The organism is Microbispora bryophytorum (genome assembly GCF_043197435.1).
GTDB classification, from domain to species: Bacteria; Actinomycetota; Actinomycetes; order Streptosporangiales; family Streptosporangiaceae; genus Microbispora; species Microbispora bryophytorum.
The window spans coordinates 237,387-257,239 of record NZ_JBICTF010000009.1 but is presented as its reverse complement, the minus strand read 5'-3'; the positions used below and the strand labels follow the sequence as shown (position 1 = coordinate 257,239).

Sequence of the window (19,853 nt, the reverse complement as noted above, 5' to 3'; positions counted from 1 at the left end):
CCCGGCGGCCCCGCCTCTAAACGGAACGGTCCTTCCCCGTGCGAAGCGGACCGCTAGGCGACGCTGAGGTAGAGGTCTCTCGCCAGCTTCGTCACCCGCTCGGCCGACTGCGTGAAGGACGCCCCCGAGGGCTGCAGGGTGAGCACCACCATGATCAGCCGGTCGCCGATCACGCCAGTAGTGTGGAGCACCGGACGGCCGAAATCAACCGGGTTGCCGCCCATTGTGACTGCCCCGATACGGAACGACGTCGTCTTCGCACGGGTGCACCGGACGGGAGGAACCGCGCCGTATCCAGACCATCCCTGCTTGATCGCCCAGGGCCGGGGAACGGCGCGGGGGATGCCGAAGAACTGGTCGAAACCGTCGCGAGCGCACTGGGACGCCTTGCGTAGGTTGCCGAGGACGAAATCGCGGACGCGAGGATCGGCCCGCCGCAGCAGATACCGGTAGACGAGCGCGATGTCGGCCGCGCTGATGGCGGTGTAGCCCCAGAAACCGGGTTTGGCCGCGGGTGGCGGGGACGTATCGGTCAGGCCGATCCTGCGCGCCATCCGTCGCACGATCTCGCCCTGGCCGCCGCGCCGCCACAGGGCCGTCGCCGCGTCGTCGTCGCTACCGCGGAGCATGGGCGTCAGCAGCGCCATGTCCCGGGCCGGGATCGTCCCCCTGTGCCGCTCCAGATAGTCGGTGGCGATGAGGATCTTCACCACCGACGCCGACCGGAACCGATGGTGCGCCTGCCGTTGGGCGACCGTCTTGCCCGTGGTCACGTCGACCACGGCGTACCCCGCCGTCACCCCGGCCGGCACCCGCACCGGCGCGGGGGCCGCCCGCCGCGCCGGGACCGTCCTGCGCGCCGTCTTCCTGGACGTTTCCCGCGCTGCTTCCCGGGTCGTCTCGCGCGTCGCGTCCGCTCCCGTGGAGGTGCCCTCGGGCCGCGCGGGCGGCCGGGAGGAGCCGGGATTCGTGTCGGAACAGCCGGTCAGGAGCGCCGGGAGCATGGCGGCGGCGGCCAGGACGGCGGCGGTTCTCGATCGAGTCACGCGACCATGCCTACCAGACGGGCTCGCGGCCCGGGCCGGAAATGTCAGGCGAACGATGGTTGCCCGATGCGGGTCAGCGGCCGTCGAGGAGGGGCTGCGCGGGGTCCCAGCGGGTGCCGTCGGCGGCGTCCCTGCGGCGGCGGGCGATCGCCGACAGCGCCTCCAGCACGACCCGGTTGCCCAGGTACGCCGTGATGTCCGCGTGGTCGTACGGCGGGGCCACCTCGACGATCTCCAGGCCGACGACGGGCAGCTCGTAACAGGTCCTGCGTACGGCGTCGAGGAGCTGGCGGGCCGACAGGCCGCCCGGTTCGGGCGTGCCGGTGCCCGGCGCGTGGCCCGGGTCGCAGACGTCCACGTCGACCGACAGGTAGACCCCGTCGCAGTCGTCGAGCGCGATCGCGTACGCCTCGGTGAGGCACTCGTCGAGGCCTCTGGCGACGATCTCGGTCATCTCGTACGACCGCATGCGCTGCCCGGCCATCCAGTCGAGGATCTCCGGCCCCGGCCAGTAGCCGCGCAGGCCGACCTGCAGGAAGCGGTCGCCGCGGACGGCCCCCGACTCGATGAGCCGCCGCATCGGCTGCCCGTGGCCGTGCAGGTGGCCGAACTCGATGTCGCCGGTGTCGGCGTGCGCGTCGAAGTGGACCATCGAGATCCGGCCGAAGCCGTGGTGGCGGGCCACGCCGGTCGCGTCGGGCAGGGCGATCGTGTGGTCGCCGCCGAGGACGACGGGGATCGCCCCGGAGGCCGCGATCCTGGCGACCGCGTCCTCGATCGCGCGCAGGCTGCCCTCGATATCCCCGGCGTAGGTCTCCACGTCTCCGGCGTCCAGCACCCGCAGGTCCTTGAGGGCGTCCACGCGCAGCGCCAGGCTGGGGCGGGAGCCGTCGTGGGGGAGATAGCAGGTCTGGCGGATGGCGTTCGGGCCGAAGCGCGCGCCCGGGCGGTGGGAGGTGCCGCCGTCGAACGGCGCGCCCAGGATGACGACGTCGGCGTCCGCGTAGCCGGCCGGGTCGTCGAGGTCGCACCGCTCGACGCCGAGGAACGTGATGTCGGGACCGAACATCTGGCCGTAGCGGGACAATCCAACTCCTGAGATCGAACCGGTCTTATCGGCCATCACATGCTATTAGCTGACATGATGCGCTTTGACGAGGAACGGGTCGAGTAGGCCCGGGGTGCCCGCGGCGGCCAGGCGCAGTGCCTCGGCGAGGTCCACGTCGGGCACCTGGTAGCCCTGCTTGCCCGCCGCGGTGGTCGCCGTCAGCGTCGCCAGGCGGGCCCGGCGCTGGAAGAACGACCGCTCGATGTTCCAGCCGATGACGCCGTCGCACTCCAGCGCCACCCGGCGGCGGGAGAGCGAGCCCCAGCGGGTGACCAGATATCCGGACGTCAGAGCGTGGCCGAGCGAGCGGTAGCGGTCGGCGGCCAGCAGGGCGGTCAGCGGCAGCAGCACGGCGGCGGTGAGCCACGTCCACGAGGGCAGCCCGGCCCACCACCACAGCGCGAGCAGCACGGCCAGCACCAGCGCGTGCACGCCGTACGCCCGGGTGAACCTGCGGCGCAGCGCGGCCGGGCCGTGCGCGGTCAGGTCCGCGGTGACCGGCGAGGCCTCCACGGCGGAGGAGGCGACAGAGGCAGAGGTGGCCGGGGAGGCAGGGGTGGCAGGGGCGGCGGAGGGGGTGCCGGCAGCGCGGGGGAGCACGAGCCGGGCAACCGACACGGCGTCCGCGCGCGGCGCGGGCGGCAGCAGCATCGACCCGCCGCGCTGGGAGCCCTGCGCCGTCCGCAGCCCGGTCGTCACCGCGGACAGCCGGGCCCCGCGTACGGCGCGCAGCAGCAGCGGCTCACTCACCTCGACCCCGCGCAGTCGCCGTTCCTCGATGGTGGTGGCCCGGGTGGTCAGCAGTCCCCGGGTCACGTGCAGGGTGCCCTCGGTGTGCCGGGTCAGCCGGAAGTTGCCGAAGGCCAGGACGTAGCCGAGCGTGGAGGCGACGCTCACGAACACCACCAGCACGAGCACCACGGTCGCGATCTCCAGCAGGAGCGACATCGCGCTGAACCACCGCCAGGTCTCCTGGACCGGCCCGACCCTGCCGAGGTCGACGTTGCCCTCCGAGACCAGGCGGGACGCGAAGCCGGCGATGACGCCCACGGTGACGAGCCCGGACATCGTGAACGGCCCGAATCTCACCCACGCGGGACGCATCCGCGCGAGTTCGGTCTCCGCGGCCGGCGTGCTCCCGGCGGGGGGCGCCACGGGCGCTGCCACCGGAGCCCCCTCGGCCACCGGAGCCCCCTCGGAAGGGGTGACGGGGGCGGCGGGGGAGCGGTGCAGCAGCTCCACCCGCAGCCGTGCGGCCTCGGCGGCGGTCAGCGCGTCGAGCTTGAGCCGGCCCTCGCGCCTGCGCTCCGACGTGCCCGTCCCCACCTCCACCCGGGCCAGGCCGAGCACGCGGTGCAGCACGTGGGAGGTGACGTCCACCGTGCGGACCCGGTCGCGGGGCACGGTCACCACCTTGCGGGTCAGCAGGCCGCGGCGGACCTGCACGTGCTCGGGGGTGATGCGATAGGTCGTGGTGAACCAGCGGAGCATGCCGAGCACGACCATGAGGCCGACGCCCCCGATGCTCCACCACTGGCCCTGCCCGCCGCTGCTCGTTCCCGCGACCAGCAGGCCGAGCAGCGCCGGGGCGGCCCGTACGACCTCCTGGAACGGGTGGATCACCAGCATGCGCGGGCTCAGCCGCCGCCAGGCCAAGGTCGTCTCGATGACGTCGATCACGTCGCGTCACCCGCCGTCGCCTGCGCGGTCGCGGTGAGCTCGGCGACCAGGCGCTGGGCCGTGTCCCGGTCGAGACCGCTGACCTTGATCGGGCCGGCCGCGGAGGCGGTGGTGACGGTGACGTTGGCCAGGCGGAAGATCTGCTCCAGCGGGCCGCGCTCGCTGTCCACGGTCTGGATGCGGGAGACGGGTGCGATGCGCCACTCCTGCTTGAACCAGCCCGACTGGGTGAAGACGGCCGCGGACGTGGCCTCCCAGCGGTGCACCCGGTAACGCCACTGCGGCATGACGGTGACGTGCACCACCGCGGCGACGGCGGTGACGACGAGAACGGTCACGTGGGTGGTGACGGGCCACTTGTCGCCGTCGCCGTCGGCCACGAGCCAGACGACCTGGGCCGCGAGGAGGACCAGCCAGCCGAGGGCGGCCCGTGCGGTCCAGTACCAGACGGCGGTACGGCTCACGCGGTGCTGAGGAGATCGGAGGGTCGGGGTGTCCACGCCTCAACTCTGCCCGATCCCGCGCGTCCTGGTGTAGTGAGGCCGATCCGGGTTCTCCCGGGACAAATGTCATGTCCCGGCGCCGCAGGGCGGGTCAGAGGGCGGACAGCAGCCTGTGGACGTGGGAGAGCGGATCGGCGCCCACCGGGCGGACGGCGACCGTGGACACGCCCGCCTCCCACAGCGCCCTGACCTGCGCGGACGCCTCCTCCGGCGAACCCGCCGCCATGACGACCTCCTCCGGCGCCACCTGGAGGAACCCCGCCTGCTCCTCCGCCGCCCGCCGCATGGCCGTGCCCGCGTCGTCGCCGACGTAGAGGTGGACGAACGCCACCACCTCGTGATCGCCGGTCGCGCCGATTCCCTCGATCATGGACCGCAACCGCTCCGGGGCGAGGCCCTCGGGAAGGATGGTGCCCTGGGCGACCCGTCCCGACAGGGCCAGCGAGCGCGGGTTCACCACTCCGGCGAGGACGGGCGGCGGCTCGGCCGGCGGGTGGACGAGGCGGACGCCGTCCAGGCTCACCTCGCGTCCGTGCAGGGTGACGGTCTCGCCGCGCAGCAGCGCCCGTACGGACGTGATCGTCTCCTCCAGCAGCGACAGCGGCGAGGCGGCGGCGGCGCCCACCTGGCGCATCCACGCCTGCACGCCGTGCCCGATTCCCGCGGCCAGCCGCCCGGGGTGGAGGCGGGCCAGGTTGGCCAGCTCCATCGCCAGCAGCATCGGATTGCGCAGGGGCGCCGGAGTGATGCCGATGCCGACGCGCAGGCGCGAGGTCGCGGCCAGTGCCGTCGCGGCCGAGGAGATCGCGCCCGTCCAGCCGAGATCCTCCACCACCCACAGGTCGGAGACCGCCGTGCCGTCGAGTTCCCTGGCGAACGACGGAAGCGACTCCGGCGGCAGATCGCGGTCGAAGACGACTCCAAGCCTCACGGGCGGCCCTCCGGAACAAGCGAGATCGGCTCTGTTGCCTCCCGAGTATCCATGACGGGGAGAGGCGTCACATGCGGGGGCGGGGGGTGGAAGAGGAGGGCCGGGCCACGGTGGGCCCGGCCCGGATCATGGTGGCACCGGCCGTTCGGCCGTCACTCGCTCGCGCCCTCGGCGGGGCGGTTGGCCTTCTTCGCCTGCTTCGCCGAGCGGGCTTCCTTGATGGCCGTCCTCTTCGCCTTGCCGGTGGACTTCGCGGGCTTCTTCTTCTGAGCGTCGTCAGCCATGATTCCCCCGAATGTACGAGATGCGCCTTATGTGCGCATCTGTGGGGATTGATACCCAAGTGAGGCGTGAGACACCCGGCCGGTACGGCTCGCGCCTTGGAGGCGCGAGCCGTACCGGTGCGTCCGGTCAGACCATCTGGCGCTGCTCGGCGCTGAGCGGGGCCGCGATGTCCTCCAGCGAGCGCCGGGCCGCCTCCACGCCCATGAACCACTGCACCAGCCCGGCCGCCATCATCAGGACGGCGCCGACGACGTAACCGACCACGACGTTGCCGACGACCCCGCTCTCCACCAGGCGGCCGAACAGCACGGGCCCGATGATGCCGCCGAGCCCGGTGCCGACCGCGTAGAACAGGGCGATCGCCAGAGCCCTGGTCTCCATGGGGAAGATCTCCGAGACCGTCAGGTAGGCGCTGCTCGCCCCCGCCGAGGCGAAGAAGAAGACCACCATCCAGCAGGCGGTGAGGGTCACCGGGGTCAGCACCCCCGCGTCGAACAGCGCGGCGGTGCCCAGCAGGAGCAGGCCGGACAGCACGTAGCTGCCCGCGATCATCGTCCGGCGGCCGACCGTGTCGAAGAACCGGCCGAGCAGGACCGGGCCGAGGAAGTTCCCGATCGCGATCGGAACGAGGTACCACGGCGTGCTGCCGTCCGGCACCTTGAAGAACTTCGACAGCACCAGCGCGTACGTGAAGAAGATCGAGTTGTACAGGAACGCCTGACCGATGAACAGCGACAGGCCGACGGTCGTGCGCTTGGGATAGCGGCGCAGCAGCGTGGCCGCCACCTCCGCGAGCGGGGTGTGCGTCCGCTGGTTGATCCGGATCTCCCCCTGGGCGGGTTCGAGCGTCTTGCCGCTCTCCTCGCGGACCTTCGTCTCGATCTGCGTCACGATCTCCTCGGCCTCGCGTTCACGGCCGTGGATGAACAGCCAGCGTGGGCTCTCCGGCACCGTGCGGCGGACCAGCAGGATCGCCACGCCGAGGATGGCGCCCAGGCCGAACAGCAGGCGCCAGCCGAGGTCGGCCGACAGCAGGCTGGTGTCGAGCGCCGGGATCGCGATGAGCGCGCCGAGCGCGGTGCCCAGCCAGAAGGAGCCGTTCACCACCAGGTCCACCGTGCCGCGCACGCGGGCCGGGATGAGCTCGTCGATCGCCGAGTTGATCGCGGCGTACTCGCCTCCGATGCCGGCGCCGGTGAAGAACCGGCACAGGTAGAAGTACCAGGCGTCGTGCGAGAACGCCGTGGCCACGGTGGCGGCGAGGTAGACGGCGAGCGTCACCAGGAAGAGCTTCTTGCGCCCGAACCGGTCCGTCAGGTGGCCGAAGAAGAGAGCGCCGAGACAGGCTCCCGCGACGTACACGCCGGCGGCGATCCCGACCTCGCTGTCAGTGAGACCCAGCCCGCTGCTCGGGTCCGTGATCCGGGGCCCGATGACCCCGACGATGGTCACTTCGAGCCCGTCGAGGATCCAGACGGTGCCGAGTCCGATGAGCACGAGCCAGTGCCAGCGGGCCCAGGGGAGCCGATCCAGCCGCGCGGGAATGTCGGTGCTTATTTGCGCCATATCGTCCCCTTCTTCGGAAGATATGGCGCCCGTCTACCCCGGATCCGGCTGGAAATTCGTTCTGCTTCTCAACGGCCTCGGCCGTGGTGGCGCGGAGCGGTGTTCAGGCCGTCCTCGTGCTCCCGCTCTCCACGCCCCTGGGTGGCGGTACGGCGGTGTCGTGTCCGAGCTCGAACCACACGCAGACCCCGGTGCGGGTGGCCGACACGCCCCACCGGCGGGTGAAAAGGTCCACCAGGTGGACGCCGCGGCCCGGCGTCAGCTCGGGAGACGTCCAGCACCCGCACCCCTGTGTCGACAGCGTGACGCGGACCGCGGCGGGCGTGGCCAGGACCGACACGCCGTACCCCGGCGGGCGCCCGCAGGAGGCCGCGTGCCGGAGCGACTCGGCGGCCAGCTCGCCGATCAGCTGCACGGCGTCGTCGCGGCAGGGGTGGTCGTCGCCGAGACGGCTCGCCACGAACCGCCGGGCGGCCCGCACCTGGGACGGGTCTCCCGAGAAGGGGCGTGAGATCGCGATTCTCCCCAAGAGGTTGAGAATTGTCATCCCGTGATAACTCCCTGTGCACCCGTCTGCGGATGGCGATTCGAGGTCCGTGCAAGACTGCGTTCATCCTGCACTTTGCAAAACGGCTACGCAATATGGCGAATGCACGATGGCATAGTTTCCTTTTGCGGCGAAAGGGAGAGTTCGGCTCATGAGGGGAGTGGGTGGCCCTACAGTCCGGCTTCGCCGGCTTTCCGGTGAGCTGACGCGTCTGCGGCGTGAGGCGGGGTTCGTCCGCGAGGAGGTCGCCCGGCGGCTCGGCGTGGCGGCCTCCACCGTCTACCGCATCGAGGCCGGCCGCACCCGCCCGCACACCCGGACCATCCGCGACCTGCTCGACCTCTACGGCGTGGAGGGCTCGGCGCGGGACGCGCTGGTCGAGCTGGCCAGGGACGCCGCCCGGCGGGGATGGTGGCGCGCCTACGACGACGTCCTGCCCGGGCCGTACGTCGGGCTGGAGGCCGAGGCGTCGTCGGTGCGCAACTACGAGCCGCTGCTGGTCCCCGGGCTGCTGCAGACGGAGGACTACGCCCGCGCGGTCATCGGCGCCGCCCTGGTCAAGGACCCGGCGGAGATCGAGCGGCGGGCGGCCGCCCGGATGGAGCGCCAGCGGCGCCTGACCGGGCCCGCCCCACTGGAGGTGTGGGCCGTCCTCGACGAGGCGGCGTTGCGCCGGCCCGTGGGCGGCCCGCCCGTGATGGCCGAGCAGCTGCGCAGACTGCGGGAGACGGCCGTCCAGCCGAACGTCACCGTGCAGGTGGTGCCGTTCGACGCGGGCGCCTACCTCGGCATGGGCAACTCGACGGCCATCCTGGCCTTCCCCGATCCCGGCGACGCCGACGTTGTGCTGCTGGAGAACATGAGCGGCGAGCTCTACCTGGAGGATCCGGCGGAGATCCGCGGATATGTCCAGGTCTTCGATCATCTTCGTGCCGCCGCGCTCGGCCCGGAGAAGTCCATGGAAATGATTATTTCGGTCGAGAAGGAGATGGCTGGACGATGAGGGGACTCGTAGCGGCGGATGACCTGGCGTGCGCGGTCTGGCGCAAGGCGGCGCGCTCGAACACCGTCGGCAACCAGTGCGTGGAGGTCGCGCGCCTGCGCGACGGCGTCGCCGTGCGCGACTCGAAGGATCCCCAGGGGCCGCGGCTGATGTTCACCCCCGGCGAGTGGGAGGCGTTCGTCGACGGGGTCAAGGGCGGGGAGTTCGACCTGTCCTGAAACCTCCTGTCCCCGTACGGCATCGCGGGCCGGTCTGGTCCGGCCGGTCCGGAATGGCGGGCGCTTCATCGGGCAGGAGACCTGGCATGCGGAGGGAAGACGACCGATTCATCGATACCGAGGACGAGCCCGACATCGCCGGTGAGTGGGCTCCGTCCGAAACGGACCCGCCGAACGCGGAGCCGGACGACAACAACCCCGACGAACGCTGGGAAAAGCCGACAGAGGTGTGAGGGAGGACCGCCATGACCATGGGAGTCGACCCGCGGGACCTGGGCGACGAGGACCTGCTCCGCGAGTTGCGCCACCTGCACGAGACCCGCACGGAGACGTTCTTCCACGGATCGGACGACGCGCTGGAGCGCCACACCTCGCGGACGCAGGAGCTGGAAGGCGAATACCTCGCGCGCTTCCCGGACCGGCAGGTCGATCCGGAGCGGCTGCGTGAGGGGGCGAGACAGCGCAGTGCCTGACGAGGAACGCCTGGAAGACGTCCAGCAGATGACGGCGGCGGACATGACGGTCTACGAGGCCGTCGCCGCCCTCAACACGAAGGAACGGCCCGCGACCGCCGCCGACGTCGCCGCGATGACCGGCCTTCCGGAGGACGACGTACGGCGGTGCCTCACCAGCCTGGCCGAAGGCGGCAGGCTGGTGCCCAAGGGCGACGCCTACACTCTCGGCACCCACGACTGGGGGCTCGAATACTGACGGCCCGGCCTCTTTGACGCGCTTCGGCTCCGCCACCAGGCGGACGTGCTCAAGGGCTTGCTGTGGTTCGTGCGGGTTGCACCGCGCTTCGCGTTGACGGGCGGGCTTTGCTCCACCACTGAGCGGACGCGCTCACGGGCGGGCGGGTGCTCCGGCCGGCCGTGATAGTCGCGCTCTGGTGAGCCTCGGGAGCGGCCATCGCGGGCGCGGTGGTACAGGGCACGGTCTTACGCCGGCCTCCGCACCCGCCCGCCCCCGGCGCTCGCGCGCCGGCGGCGAGGCGGGCGGCGGAGGTCAGGAGCAGGCGGAGGCGAGCTGCTGCGTCGCCTGGGTGGCCTTCTGGCCGAACTCGGCGAGCTTGGTCGCGGCGGCCGGGTCCGAAAGGTCGATCGTTAAGGATCCCCACGAGTCGGCCATGCCGGCGAGCGCCACCTGCAGGTCGCCGTCCGCCTTGCCGGACAGGTCCTTGAGCTGCGCGGCAAGGTCGCCGGTCGCGGTGTTGATGCCCTTGATGTCGCCGGCCGCGGCGGCGGCCTTGGAGCTGTAGTCGGTGAACGCCTTGGTCGCCTCCTCGCAGACGGCCGTCTGGCCCCCGCTGCAGGCGGCGGTCAGACCGAGAAGGGCGGACGCCGCGACGACGGCGAGGCTGTTCCTGAGGATGTTCATGGTGCCTTCCTGGGTGATTTGCAACGCGTCAGACACTAGGAATCGCCTCTTTCGCAGTGCTTTCAGCCCGCTTGCAACCGTGTCGTCGAAGATCCTTGGCCCGGCCGCTCCGCGTCGTATGCTTGCCGCCATGACGCGACGGCTTGCGGAGGTTGCGAAGAAGGTCGGGGTCAGCGAGGCCACGGTGAGTCGCGTCCTCAACGGCAAGGCCGGGGTCTCCGAGGCCACCCGGGAGGCCGTGCTGACGGCTCTCGACGTGCTCGGCTACGAGCGGCCCACGCAACTGCGCGGCGAGCGCGCCCGCCTGGTCGGGCTCGTCCTGCCCGAGCTGCAGAACCCGATCTTCCCGGCGTTCGCCGAGGTCGTCGGCGGGGCGCTGGCCCAGCAGGGGTTCACCCCCGTGCTGTGCACGCGTACGGTCGGCGGAATCTCCGAGGCCGACTACGTGGACCTGTTGTTACAGCAGCAGGTGTCCGGAGTGGTCTTCGCCGGGGGGCTCTACACCCAGACCGGCGTCGTCCACGGGCACTACGTGCGGCTGGTCGAGCGGCGGCTGCCCACCGTGCTGGTCAACGCGGCCGCCGATCACTGGGACTTCCCCCGCGTCTCCTGCGACGACACGATCGCACTGGAGCAGGCGCTGGGCCACCTGCGCGCGCTCGGTCACCAGCGAATCGGTCTCGTCGTCGGCCCCGCCGACCACATGCCGTCCATACGGAAGCTGGAGGCGTTCCGGGCCGCGGGCGGCGAGCTGGTCGAGCACACGATGCACTCGCTGGAGGGCGGCCACGCGGCGGCGCTGAAGCTCGTGCGGCAGGACGTCACCGGGATCGTCTGCGGCAGCGACCCGCTGGCCCTCGGGGCCATCCGCGCGGCGCGGCGGGCCGGTCGGCGCGTGCCCCAGGACGTGTCCGTCGTCGGATACGACGATTCCGCGCTCATGACGTGTGTGGACCCGCCGCTGACGACGGTGCGTCAGCCGATCGAGGCGATGGGCCGGGCCGCGGTGGAGCTGCTGGTCAGCCAGATCGAGGGCGCCGCGGTCGCGACGGGTGAGCTGTTGTTCGAGCCGGAGCTGGTCGTCCGCTCCTCCACCGGCCGCGTCGGCGTCCCCGTCACCTGACGGCCCGCTGAGGGGGCCATGCTGTGTGGGGGAGCCCGGAGGAGGAGGCGTCCACTCCTCCTCCGGGCTCCCGTTCCGGGTTACGAGGCGTACGCCTCGAACTCGGAGATCTGGGCGGCCGGCCAGCCGGTGTTGCCGGTGACGTTCAGCCGCAGGTAGCGCCGGGCGGCGGCGGGCACGGTGACGGTGACGGTGTTGCCGGTCGCCGGGTCGAACGTGTATCCGGCGGATCCGGCGATCGTGGTGTAGTTCGTGCCGTCCGTGCTGCCCAGGATCGACAGCGTCTGGGTGCGGGCGCCCCAGGCGGTGCTCGGCGGCAGCTTGAGCACCACCCTGCCGACCGTGACGGACGCGCCGAGGTCCACGGTGATCGACTGCGGGAAGGCGTTGTTGGCCGACTCCCAGTAGGTGCCGGCGTTGCCGTCCACGGTGTTGGCCGCGACGTACACGTCGGCGTGGCTGCTCGCGCCGACCGCCTTGCCCCGGGCGAGGTTGCCCGTGGGCAGCGGGCTGGGCGACGGGCTGGGGGAGGCGCTCGGTGACGGGCTGGGCGATGGGCTGGGTGACGGGCTGGGGGTGCCGCCGGTGCCGTACACCTCGAGGGCCGACAACTGCGCGGCGGGCCAGCCGGTGTTGCCGGTGACCGTCACCCGGACGTGGCGGACGCTCGCGCCGGTGAAGGAGATGCTCGCCGTGTTCCCGGTGGCCGGGTCGAACGTACGGCCCGCAGAGGGGGACAGCGTGGTGTAGTTCGTGCCGTCCGTGCTGCCGAGGACCGCAAGGGTCTGGGTGCGGGTGGCCCAGGCCGTGCTAGGCGGCAGCTTGAGCACCACTCGCTGGACCGGAGTCACCGCGCACAGGTCCACGGTGATCGACTGTGGGAAGGCGTTGTTTGCCGACTCCCAGTAGGTGCCGGCGTCGCCGTCCACGGTGTTGGCCGCGACGTACGACTGGGTGCTGCTCGTCGCCGTGACCGTCTTGCCCCGGGCGAGGTCGCCGCTGCCGGGAACGCATGCCGTCGGGCTGGGCGAGGGGGAGGGGGAGGGCGACGAGGAGGGCGAGGTGGACGGCGACGGGCTCGGGCTGGGGTCGCTGCCGTCGTAGATGTAGTTCGGCGCGGGCCACTGGCCGGTGCAGACGGTGGAGGCCGGGCTCCAGCCGGAGTTGCCCGTGCCGTAGGTGGGGGCGAATCCGGTGCCGACGCAGTTGTGGATCGCGACGCCCGCGCCGATGTGGGCCGCCCGGACGTTGGTGAAGCTCGCCTTCGCCGCCGCCTGCGCCTGGATCATGTACGTCCCCGTGCCGTCGATGTTCACGTTCGAGAAGTTGACGGTCTGGGTGCTGCCCTCGATGAACTGGACGGCCTCGTAGGAACTGTCGATGACGTCGGTGTCGGTCACGTTGATCGTCGCGTTGACCGGCTCGTTGAGGCCGTCGAACCAGATCGCGCCGACGCCGAAGTTCCAGTTGTAGTCGCTGTTGCCGGCCCGGATGAGGGTGTTGCGGGCGACCGTGATCGTGCCGGCGACCGCCGTGCCCTGGCCGGAGTTCACCCCCGGATAGCGGTTGGCGACGTGGATGCCGCCGCCGTTGGTGACCGTGTCGCTCACCACGTTGTCGGTGATCTTTATGTCCCGGCCGCCGTACGTCACGATGTTGTTGGCCAGGACCGGCGCGACCACGGTGTTGGACGTGAACGCGTTGTTCACGTTGGCGATCCGGTCGGGCCACATCGCCAGGCCGTCGTCACCGCTGTTGCGGACGAACGTGTTGGTCACCGTGGAGTCGGTGACACCGGTGTGGAAGTTCACGCCGTCGGCCGTCTGGTCGAGGATGCGGCTGTTCTTCAACGTGAAGTCGTCCATCGGGCCGTCCATCCAGGCCCCGACCTTGGTGTGCTGGATCCACAGGTTGTCGACCACCGAATCGGTCATCGCGCCCCCGAGGGCGTTGACCTGGTCCTCGTCCACCCGCTCCGTGATGTCGCCGATGATCGCGAAGTCCCGCAGGGTGACGCCCCGGCTCGGCCCGCCCGCCTCGTGGGACCGGATCGGCCCGGTGTAGCCGCCGCCGCTGACGTACTTGCCGTAGACGCCGACGGCCCGGTTGCGCTGGGTGGGATGGCGGCCGGTGAGCACGCTGTACCAGGGGCCGGCGCCGCGCAGCGTGACCCCGTCGACGACCACGTGGTCCCACAGGGTGTAGGTCCCGGCCGGGATGTAGACCTCCTTGCCCTGGACCTTCCCGGCGTCGACGGCGGCCTGGAAGGCGGCGGTGGAGTCGCTCGTGCCGTTGCGGTCGGCGCCGAAGTCGTCGACCGACAGCGACCCGGCGGGCCGGGAGATCGCGTCCGGCACGAGCTCGAAGTCGGCCAGGTCCACGACGACCCACGGCGCGACCGAGGTGGAGGCCACCTGGATCCGCACCTTGGTGCCCGCCGCCAGGGTCGATCCGAACATCGTCCGGGTCTCGTCGTAGAAGTGGTGCGGCTTGTCGCCGGGGGTGTTGCCGAACGGGTAGCCGCCGTAGAACCAGCCGTACCGGGAGGTGAACTGCAGGTCCTTGAGCTTGGTCCCGTTGATCCTGAGATCGACCGGTGCCGTGATGCCCGTTCCGGCCGCGTTGTCCGGCACGCTGTAGCGCACGGTCATGGCGTTGGCGGGCTTGGGCAGGGTGAACTCGACGTACTCTCCCGGGGCGTCGAGGCGTACGGCCCGGCGGCCCGACGCCTCGGACGGCAGGTGGGTGTAGACGCGGTCCGGGCCGATCTGCTCGCCGTTGGTCGCGGCGGCCTCGGCCTCGATCTCGGTGAACGGCACGGTCGCGCCTCTTCCCGGGACGGAGAAGGGCGACGGCGAGGCCGCGGCCGACGACGTGCCGGGGAAGGCCACCACACTCCCCACAGCGATCAGCGCCCCCGCCACCGCGACGGCGGTTCCGGATCTTCTCATGAGGTTCCTTTCTGCATGCGAGACCCGGGAGATGCGGCGTGGACGCTGAACCGCCACACCTCCGAAGAAGGTGAGTGGCCCACACGATAAGTTGGCAAACATCCTTCTGCAATATTGCGACGAAAAGTCGCAAGATGACATGTACATTACGACGAGACGTAATCCCAGCCACGGGCCCTCTGGACCGCTCCGCATACCGTCCGGAGGACGGCGGGGTGGCGGCGTGCCGATCACCCTCGGGTGCGAAGGGCCCGCCGACGTCGGCCCCGAGCGTGGTGGGGGCCTGACCTGCTGTTCGTGAGCGTGTGCGCAAGCGGATGAAAGTGCTTGCGCTCGTTGTCGTATAGTTGCGGCCATGACACGACGGCTTGCGGAAGTGGCCAAGAAGGTGGGCGTGAGCGAGGCGACCGTGAGCCGCGTGCTCAACGGCAAGCCGGGGGTCTCCGACGCCACCAGAGAGGCGGTGCTCACCGCGCTCGACGTGCTGGGATACGAGCGGCCCACCCAGTTGCGCGGTGACCGCGGCAGGCTCGTCGGCCTGGTCCTCCCGGAGCTGCAAAATCCGATCTTCCCGGCGTTCGCCGAGGTCGTCGGGGGTGCGCTGGCCCAGCAGGGGTTCACGTCCGTGCTGTGCACCCGGACCGTGGGCGGCGTCTCCGAGGCCGACTACGTGGACCTGCTCCTCCAGCAGCACGTCTCCGGAATGGTCTTCGCCGGCGGACTGTACGCCCAGGGGGACGCCTCCCACAGCCACTACCGCAGGGTCCTCGAACGCAAGCTGCCGACCGTGCTCGTGAACGCCGCGGTCGAGCATCTCGGGTTCCCGCAGGTGTCGTGCGACGACGTCGCCGCGGCCGAGATCGCGCTGGCCCACCTCATGGCGCTCGGGCACCGTCAGGTCGCGATGCTGCTCGGCCCGCCCGACCACGTGCCGTCCCAGCGCAAGCTCGCCGCGTTCCGCGCGTACGCCGCCGCCAACGGCCTGGAGCTCGGCCCCGACCACGTCGAGCACACCATGTTCTCGCTGGAAGGCGGGCACGCCGCCGCCGCCCGCATGGTGGCCGCGGGCGTGACCGGCATCATCTGCGCCAGCGACGTGCTCGCCCTCGGCGCGATCAGGGCGGCCCGCCGGGCGGGCCTGTCGGTGCCCGAGGACGTCTCCGTCATCGGCTATGACGACTCGGCGCTGATGAACTGCGTGGACCCGCCGCTGACCACGGTCCGCCAGCCCATCGACGCGATGGGCAGGGCGGCCGTCGAGCTGCTGGTGGCCCAGATCGACGCGGCCGTGGTGCCGGGGGACGAGCTGCTGTTCGAGCCCGAGCTGGTGGTACGCGCCTCGACCGCCCCCGCCCCCCGCTCCTGACAGGCTGCGCTGGTCACCGTCACAGACCTCGGCGCGCTTGGGCCGCGTCATGGACCTTCGCGGGATCGGTGAGCGGATCGGTGAGCGTGCTGGACCTTGGCGGGATCGGTGAGCGCGTTGGACCTGGGCAAGTCGGTCACTGCGCCGGAAGGAAACTCCGGTCCTCGCGAAGCCCGCTCCGCTGGGCCTTCGCTGCGGTCCTCGCTCCCTTCCGCTCCGCTCCCTCCACCCCGATGTCTTGGGCGGCGTTCCCGTCCCGTCGAACAGCGCGCGGAGCGCCGGGGGCGGGCGGGTGCGGAGGCCGGCGTAAGACCGTGCCCTGTACCACCGCGCCCGCGATGGCCGCTCCCGAGGCTCACCAGAGCGCGACTGTCACGGCCGGCCGGAGCACCCGCCCGCTCGTGAGCGCGTCCCCGGCTTCAAGGCCCGCTCGTGGCACGTCCCGCGTGAACACGTCCGACCCAGAACCCCGCTCGTTGAGGGCGTCCTCGGCTTCACGAAGCCCGCTCGCGAGCGCCTCCAGCCGCACGAAGCCCGCTCGTGAACGCGCCCGACCGTGACATGCCAGCGGCAGACCGATCACTGTCACTTTTTTGCACAGTTAATGACGGACTATTGCTCAGTCCTGCATGCCTCTGTATGTTTCTCGCAACCGAGCGGATCGGGGCGCTCCAGTCGGCCCCGAGACGTGTGCTTCGACGGGTCGTGGTGCGCGGTTCCAGAAGGGAACGAGGATGAAATCCCACAAGCTCTCGATACTGCTGGTCTCGGGACTTGCCATTGCAGCGGCCGCGGCGTGCGGCACCGACGACAGCGGTAACGGCGGTGACAAGGCAGGCGCGGCGCCCAGCAGTGCCGGGCCGGTGTCGATCTCGGTCAACTGCGAGCCGCCGAAGACGAACAAGGCGGAGCGTGCGACCTTCGAGGAGGACCTGGCGGCCTTCCAGCAGCTGAATCCCAACATCAAGGTCTCGAAGGTCACCGACGCGTTTCCCTGCTACGACCCGCGCACCTTCGAGCCCAAGCTCGCCAGCGGCGAGCTCGAAACGGTGTTCTACGTCAACTTCCCCAACGTGGGCCGCCTGATCGAGAGCGGCCAGGCCGCCGACCTCACGCCGTACGTCAACGAGATCAAGACGTTCGCGGACTACAACAACTCGATCGACCTGTTCAAGAAGGACGGCAAGATCTACGGCCTGCCGACCGACGGCTACGGCATGGGCCTCGTCTACAACAAGGAGGTCTTCACCAAGGCCGGTCTCGACCCGAACAGCCCGCCCACGACCTGGGCCGACGTGCAGGCCGCCGCCAAGAAGATCGCGGGGCTCGGTCCCGGCTACGTCGGATACGGCGAGTACAGCGGCAACAACGTCGGCGGCTGGCACTTCACCGCCTCCATCTACGGCCGCGGCGGATCGGTCATCACCGACGACGGCAAGAAGGCCGCCTTCAACACCCCTGAGGGCAAGGCCGTGCTGGAGAACCTCCAGCAGATGCGGTGGGCCGACAACAGCATGGGCTCCCAGCTCTACATCGACTGGCCGGCCCTGATGAAGGCCATGGCCGGCGGCAAGATGGGCATGATGCTGGGCGCGCCCGACGTGCTCATCTCGCTCCGCAACGACTTCGGCGGCAAGTTCGAGAACTACGCCATCGCGGCCCAGCCCGAGGCCAAGGCCCTGTTCAACGGCGGCGCCGGCTACATGATCAATCCCAAGGCCACGCCCGAGCAGATCAAGGCCGGCCTCAAGTGGATCGAGTACAAGTTCCTCACTCCCGGCAAGGGACAGTTCGACTACGTGCGGGCCAAGGGCGCGGACCTCACCGTCGGCCAGCCGTACCCCGATCTGTACGGCGCGGACACACCGGCCGGCCAGGCCGTCAACGACCTGCGCAAGGCGAACGCGAACATCGACGCCGCGCAGTTCGCCGGCTGGGTGGAGGGCTCCAAGGGCATCCCGGCGAAGGCGGAGCCGGGGCCGTACGCCCAGGAGATCTACAAGATCCTCGACACTCCGATGTCGGCCGTGCTGACCCGCAAGGACGCGAACATCGACCAGCTCCTGTCCGACGCCGAGTCGAAGGTCAACTCCCTGCTGGCCTCGAAGGGCTGACCGCCCTGATAATCCGGGCCTAACCCGGGGCGCCGCCCGCCACCGTTGGACACGTGTGGCCGGCGCCCCGGCAATCACGTCGAGATCGGATTCACAACGATGACCACAGCGAGCATCCCGGCGGCGGGCGGCGGGCGGCGGCAGCCGACGAGACTGCGGCGCGCCGTGCGGCGCAACGTGACCGCATACGGCTTCCTGTGCGGAGCTCTGATCTGTTTCGGGTTCTTCTCCTGGTATCCGATGGTCCGGGAGGTCATCCTCAGCTTCCAGAAGACCAACTTCGTGGATCCGCCCAGATGGGTGGGGCTGGAGAACTTCCGTACCGTCGTCAACGACCCGACCTTCGGACCCGCCTGGGTCAACACCGCGCTGTTCACGGTGCTCGCCCTGGTGTGCGGCTACGGGATCCCCTTCGTCGCCGCGATCGTCCTGAACGAGCTGCGGCACGCTCGCGCCTACCTGCGCTTCGTGGTCTACCTGCCGGTCATGCTGCCGCCCGCGGTGAGCGTCCTGCTGTTCCAGTGGTTCTACAACCCCGACTACGGGCTGTTCAACCAGGTCCTGGACCTGTTCCACCTGCCCGGCCTGCAGTGGCTCAACTCGACGAGCACCGCGCTGATCTCGCTGGTCATCGTCTCCACCTGGATGAACATGGGCAGCGGCACGCTGATCTACCTCGCCGCCCTGCAGACGATCCCGAGCGAGCTGTACGAGGCCGCGGAGCTCGACGGCGCGGGCCTGTTCAAGCGGATCCGGCACGTCACGATCCCGCAGACCAAGCTGATCCTGCTGGTGATGCTGCTGCTCCAGATCGTGGCGACCATGCAGGTCTTCATCGAGCCCTACCTGCTCACCGGCGGCGGCCCCGAGAACGCCACGGTCAGCGTCGTCTACCTCATGTACCAGTACGCCTTCAACTTTGGAAACCTCAACGCGGGCAACGCGCTCGGCCTGATGCTCATGCTCCTGCTCATGGTGTTCTCCGCGATCTACCTGCGCGTCTCGCGCGACAACACGGTGTGAGGGGAGCGACCATGTCCGACACCACGGTCATGCCCGACCGCTCGGCGGAGACGCCGGCCTCCCCGGCCCGGCACGAGCGCCGCGGGCAGTGGCGGCCGCGCAAGCCGATGAACACGCAGTTCCGCACGGCCGTCTCGCCGCACCAGCTCAACACGGCGCGTGGCCGGATCATCTACTGGATCGTGCTGGTGATCGTGGTGGTGAGCTTCACCGCCGCGTTCGTCTTCCCGCTCTACTGGATGATCACCGGTGCGATGAAGTCGACCGAGGAACTCAACGCGATCCCGCCGACCTTCCTGCCGTCGCACTTCTCTCTGGACGGCTACCTGGAGGCGTGGGACCTGCTGGGTCTCGGCACGCTGCTCGGCAACACGGCCCTGTACGCCGGGGGCGCCTGGCTGCTGACGCTCGCGGTGGACGTCTCGGCGGCCTACGCCCTGTCGAAGCTCCGCCCGGCGCTCGGCAAGGTCGTGCTGGCCCTGATGCTGTCGACGCTGATGATCCCGCCCATGGTCATCATGCTCCCGGCGTACCTGACGGTGCAGGACGTGCCGTTCTTCCACTGGAACCTGCTCAACACGCCATGGGCGATCTGGCTGCCGGCCGCGGCCAACGGTTTCAACGTCTTCCTGCTCAAGCGGTTCTTCGACTCGATCCCCAGGGAGCTGCTCGAAGCCGCGGAGATCGACGGCGCGTCACCGGGCCGCATCCTGTGGTCGGTGGTGATACCGATCTCCCGGCCCATCCTCGGTGTGGTGTCCATCCTCACCGTGGTCAACGTCTGGCGCGACTTCGTCTGGCCCCTGCTGGTCCTGCCGGACAGCGACAAGATGTCGGTGAGCATCGGCATCGCCTCGCTGTCCTCCCAGATGCCGCAGAACGTGCTGGTCGCCTCCCTGGTGATCGCGAGCATCCCGACCATCGTCGTCTTCTTCCTGTTCCAGCGGCACATCATGGCCGGTCTCACCGCCGGCAGCCTCAAGGGCTGACCGCCCCCCGTCGCTGTTCACTC

At 70.4% G+C, this 19,853-nt stretch carries 20 protein-coding genes; 10 read left to right on the top strand and 10 right to left on the bottom strand.

Annotated features, from left to right (window positions below; all coding sequences use genetic code 11):
- Positions 1–53 precede the first annotated feature (53 nt).
- From ACGFIB_RS28570 to ACGFIB_RS28535, 8 genes are all read right to left on the bottom strand, one after another.
- A complete protein-coding gene (locus ACGFIB_RS28570; RefSeq protein WP_393376215.1) occupies positions 54–1,046 on the bottom strand; it encodes a hypothetical protein in 993 nt (330 codons plus the stop codon).
- Between the two features lie 73 nt (positions 1,047–1,119).
- Complete coding sequence (gene speB / locus ACGFIB_RS28565) at positions 1,120–2,133, bottom strand: agmatinase (RefSeq protein WP_393376214.1); 1,014 nt, start codon at positions 2,131–2,133, stop codon at positions 1,120–1,122.
- A gap of 45 nt (positions 2,134–2,178) precedes the next feature.
- Positions 2,179–3,834, bottom strand: coding sequence for a PH domain-containing protein (locus tag ACGFIB_RS28560; protein ID WP_393376212.1), 1,656 nt, complete (start codon positions 3,832–3,834; stop codon positions 2,179–2,181).
- Positions 3,831–4,334 (bottom strand): PH domain-containing protein, encoded by a 504-nt coding sequence (locus ACGFIB_RS28555; RefSeq protein ID WP_357261190.1) that lies wholly within the window; start codon positions 4,332–4,334, stop codon positions 3,831–3,833. The genes ACGFIB_RS28560 and ACGFIB_RS28555 overlap by 4 nt, the downstream gene beginning before the upstream one ends.
- 94 nt (positions 4,335–4,428) lie before the next feature.
- Positions 4,429–5,268: an LLM class flavin-dependent oxidoreductase gene (locus ACGFIB_RS28550; RefSeq protein WP_142571606.1), complete on the bottom strand. Its 840-nt coding sequence runs from the start codon at positions 5,266–5,268 to the stop codon at positions 4,429–4,431.
- 152 nt (positions 5,269–5,420) lie between these two features.
- Positions 5,421–5,552, bottom strand: coding sequence for a hypothetical protein (locus tag ACGFIB_RS28545; protein WP_256863183.1), 132 nt, complete (start codon positions 5,550–5,552; stop codon positions 5,421–5,423).
- Between the two features lie 127 nt (positions 5,553–5,679).
- Positions 5,680–7,119 carry an MFS transporter gene (locus ACGFIB_RS28540; RefSeq protein ID WP_357244493.1) on the bottom strand — a complete coding sequence of 480 codons (1,440 nt, stop codon included), beginning with the start codon at positions 7,117–7,119 and terminating at the stop codon, positions 5,680–5,682.
- A gap of 103 nt (positions 7,120–7,222) precedes the next feature.
- Entirely contained in the window at positions 7,223–7,666 is a 444-nt protein-coding gene (locus tag ACGFIB_RS28535; RefSeq protein WP_167748263.1) for an ATP-binding protein, read from the bottom strand.
- Positions 7,667–7,817: 151 nt separating this feature from the next.
- Here ACGFIB_RS28535 and ACGFIB_RS28530 point away from each other — a divergent pair, with 151 nt between their 5' ends.
- The 5 genes from ACGFIB_RS28530 (at position 7,818) to ACGFIB_RS28510 (ending at position 9,598) form a co-directional block, all read left to right on the top strand.
- Positions 7,818–8,669, top strand: coding sequence for a helix-turn-helix domain-containing protein (locus ACGFIB_RS28530; protein ID WP_393376210.1), 852 nt, complete (start codon positions 7,818–7,820; stop codon positions 8,667–8,669).
- On the top strand, positions 8,666–8,887 hold the full coding sequence (locus ACGFIB_RS28525; protein ID WP_142571603.1) for a DUF397 domain-containing protein: 222 nt from the start codon (positions 8,666–8,668) through the stop codon (positions 8,885–8,887). Before ACGFIB_RS28530 ends, ACGFIB_RS28525 begins: the two co-directional genes overlap by 4 nt.
- Positions 8,888–8,973: 86 nt before the next feature.
- A complete protein-coding gene (locus ACGFIB_RS28520) occupies positions 8,974–9,120 on the top strand; it encodes a hypothetical protein (RefSeq protein WP_357160590.1) in 147 nt (48 codons plus the stop codon).
- Between the two features lie 12 nt (positions 9,121–9,132).
- A complete protein-coding gene (locus ACGFIB_RS28515) occupies positions 9,133–9,360 on the top strand; it encodes a DUF6158 family protein (protein WP_142571602.1) in 228 nt (75 codons plus the stop codon).
- Positions 9,353–9,598 carry a helix-turn-helix domain-containing protein gene (locus ACGFIB_RS28510; protein WP_142571601.1) on the top strand — a complete coding sequence of 82 codons (246 nt, stop codon included), beginning with the start codon at positions 9,353–9,355 and terminating at the stop codon, positions 9,596–9,598. Before ACGFIB_RS28515 ends, ACGFIB_RS28510 begins: the two co-directional genes overlap by 8 nt.
- Before the next feature lie 294 nt (positions 9,599–9,892).
- On the opposite strand, the gene ACGFIB_RS28505 is transcribed toward ACGFIB_RS28510, so the two are convergent.
- Entirely contained in the window at positions 9,893–10,264 is a 372-nt protein-coding gene (locus ACGFIB_RS28505; RefSeq protein WP_357244500.1) for a hypothetical protein, read from the bottom strand.
- A 130-nt stretch (positions 10,265–10,394) separates the two neighbouring features.
- Between ACGFIB_RS28505 and ACGFIB_RS28500 the strand changes: the two genes are divergently transcribed.
- Positions 10,395–11,387 carry a LacI family DNA-binding transcriptional regulator gene (locus ACGFIB_RS28500; RefSeq protein WP_357244503.1) on the top strand — a complete coding sequence of 331 codons (993 nt, stop codon included), beginning with the start codon at positions 10,395–10,397 and terminating at the stop codon, positions 11,385–11,387.
- Between the two features lie 80 nt (positions 11,388–11,467).
- Here the strand turns inward: ACGFIB_RS28500 and ACGFIB_RS28495 are convergent, their stop codons facing one another.
- Entirely contained in the window at positions 11,468–14,338 is a 2,871-nt protein-coding gene (locus ACGFIB_RS28495) for a discoidin domain-containing protein (protein ID WP_393376207.1), read from the bottom strand.
- A gap of 355 nt (positions 14,339–14,693) precedes the next feature.
- Between ACGFIB_RS28495 and ACGFIB_RS28490 the strand changes: the two genes are divergently transcribed.
- The 4 genes from ACGFIB_RS28490 to ACGFIB_RS28475 all read left to right on the top strand — a co-directional run bounded on the left by ACGFIB_RS28490 (position 14,694) and on the right by ACGFIB_RS28475 (position 19,830).
- Positions 14,694–15,704 carry a LacI family DNA-binding transcriptional regulator gene (locus ACGFIB_RS28490; protein WP_142571597.1) on the top strand — a complete coding sequence of 337 codons (1,011 nt, stop codon included), beginning with the start codon at positions 14,694–14,696 and terminating at the stop codon, positions 15,702–15,704.
- Between the two features lie 734 nt (positions 15,705–16,438).
- Entirely contained in the window at positions 16,439–17,818 is a 1,380-nt protein-coding gene (locus ACGFIB_RS28485; protein ID WP_142571596.1) for an extracellular solute-binding protein, read from the top strand.
- Between the two features lie 99 nt (positions 17,819–17,917).
- Positions 17,918–18,841, top strand: a complete 924-nt coding sequence (locus ACGFIB_RS28480; protein ID WP_142571595.1) for a carbohydrate ABC transporter permease — start codon at positions 17,918–17,920, stop codon at positions 18,839–18,841.
- Between the two features lie 11 nt (positions 18,842–18,852).
- A complete protein-coding gene (locus ACGFIB_RS28475) occupies positions 18,853–19,830 on the top strand; it encodes a carbohydrate ABC transporter permease (protein ID WP_223853438.1) in 978 nt (325 codons plus the stop codon).
- The last annotated feature ends 23 nt before the right edge of the window (positions 19,831–19,853 follow it).

What these genes read in the sequence shown, in the direction of transcription:
- ACGFIB_RS28545 (WP_256863183.1), bottom strand. Translation starts at nt 5,552, where the DNA reads ATGGCTGACGACGCTCAGAAGAAGAAGCCCGCGAAGTCCACCGGCAAG.
- ACGFIB_RS28540 (WP_357244493.1), bottom strand. Translation starts at nt 7,119, where the DNA reads ATGGCGCAAATAAGCACCGACATTCCCGCGCGGCTGGATCGGCTCCCC.
- ACGFIB_RS28535 (WP_167748263.1), bottom strand. Translation starts at nt 7,666, where the DNA reads ATGACAATTCTCAACCTCTTGGGGAGAATCGCGATCTCACGCCCCTTC.
- ACGFIB_RS28530 (WP_393376210.1), top strand. Translation starts at nt 7,818, where the DNA reads ATGAGGGGAGTGGGTGGCCCTACAGTCCGGCTTCGCCGGCTTTCCGGT.
- ACGFIB_RS28525 (WP_142571603.1), top strand. Translation starts at nt 8,666, where the DNA reads ATGAGGGGACTCGTAGCGGCGGATGACCTGGCGTGCGCGGTCTGGCGC.
- ACGFIB_RS28520 (WP_357160590.1), top strand. Translation starts at nt 8,974, where the DNA reads ATGCGGAGGGAAGACGACCGATTCATCGATACCGAGGACGAGCCCGAC.
- ACGFIB_RS28515 (WP_142571602.1), top strand. Translation starts at nt 9,133, where the DNA reads ATGACCATGGGAGTCGACCCGCGGGACCTGGGCGACGAGGACCTGCTC.
- ACGFIB_RS28505 (WP_357244500.1), bottom strand. Translation starts at nt 10,264, where the DNA reads ATGAACATCCTCAGGAACAGCCTCGCCGTCGTCGCGGCGTCCGCCCTT.
- ACGFIB_RS28500 (WP_357244503.1), top strand. Translation starts at nt 10,395, where the DNA reads ATGACGCGACGGCTTGCGGAGGTTGCGAAGAAGGTCGGGGTCAGCGAG.
- ACGFIB_RS28495 (WP_393376207.1), bottom strand. Translation starts at nt 14,338, where the DNA reads ATGAGAAGATCCGGAACCGCCGTCGCGGTGGCGGGGGCGCTGATCGCT.
- ACGFIB_RS28490 (WP_142571597.1), top strand. Translation starts at nt 14,694, where the DNA reads ATGACACGACGGCTTGCGGAAGTGGCCAAGAAGGTGGGCGTGAGCGAG.
- ACGFIB_RS28485 (WP_142571596.1), top strand. Translation starts at nt 16,439, where the DNA reads ATGAAATCCCACAAGCTCTCGATACTGCTGGTCTCGGGACTTGCCATT.
- ACGFIB_RS28480 (WP_142571595.1), top strand. Translation starts at nt 17,918, where the DNA reads ATGACCACAGCGAGCATCCCGGCGGCGGGCGGCGGGCGGCGGCAGCCG.
- ACGFIB_RS28475 (WP_223853438.1), top strand. Translation starts at nt 18,853, where the DNA reads ATGTCCGACACCACGGTCATGCCCGACCGCTCGGCGGAGACGCCGGCC.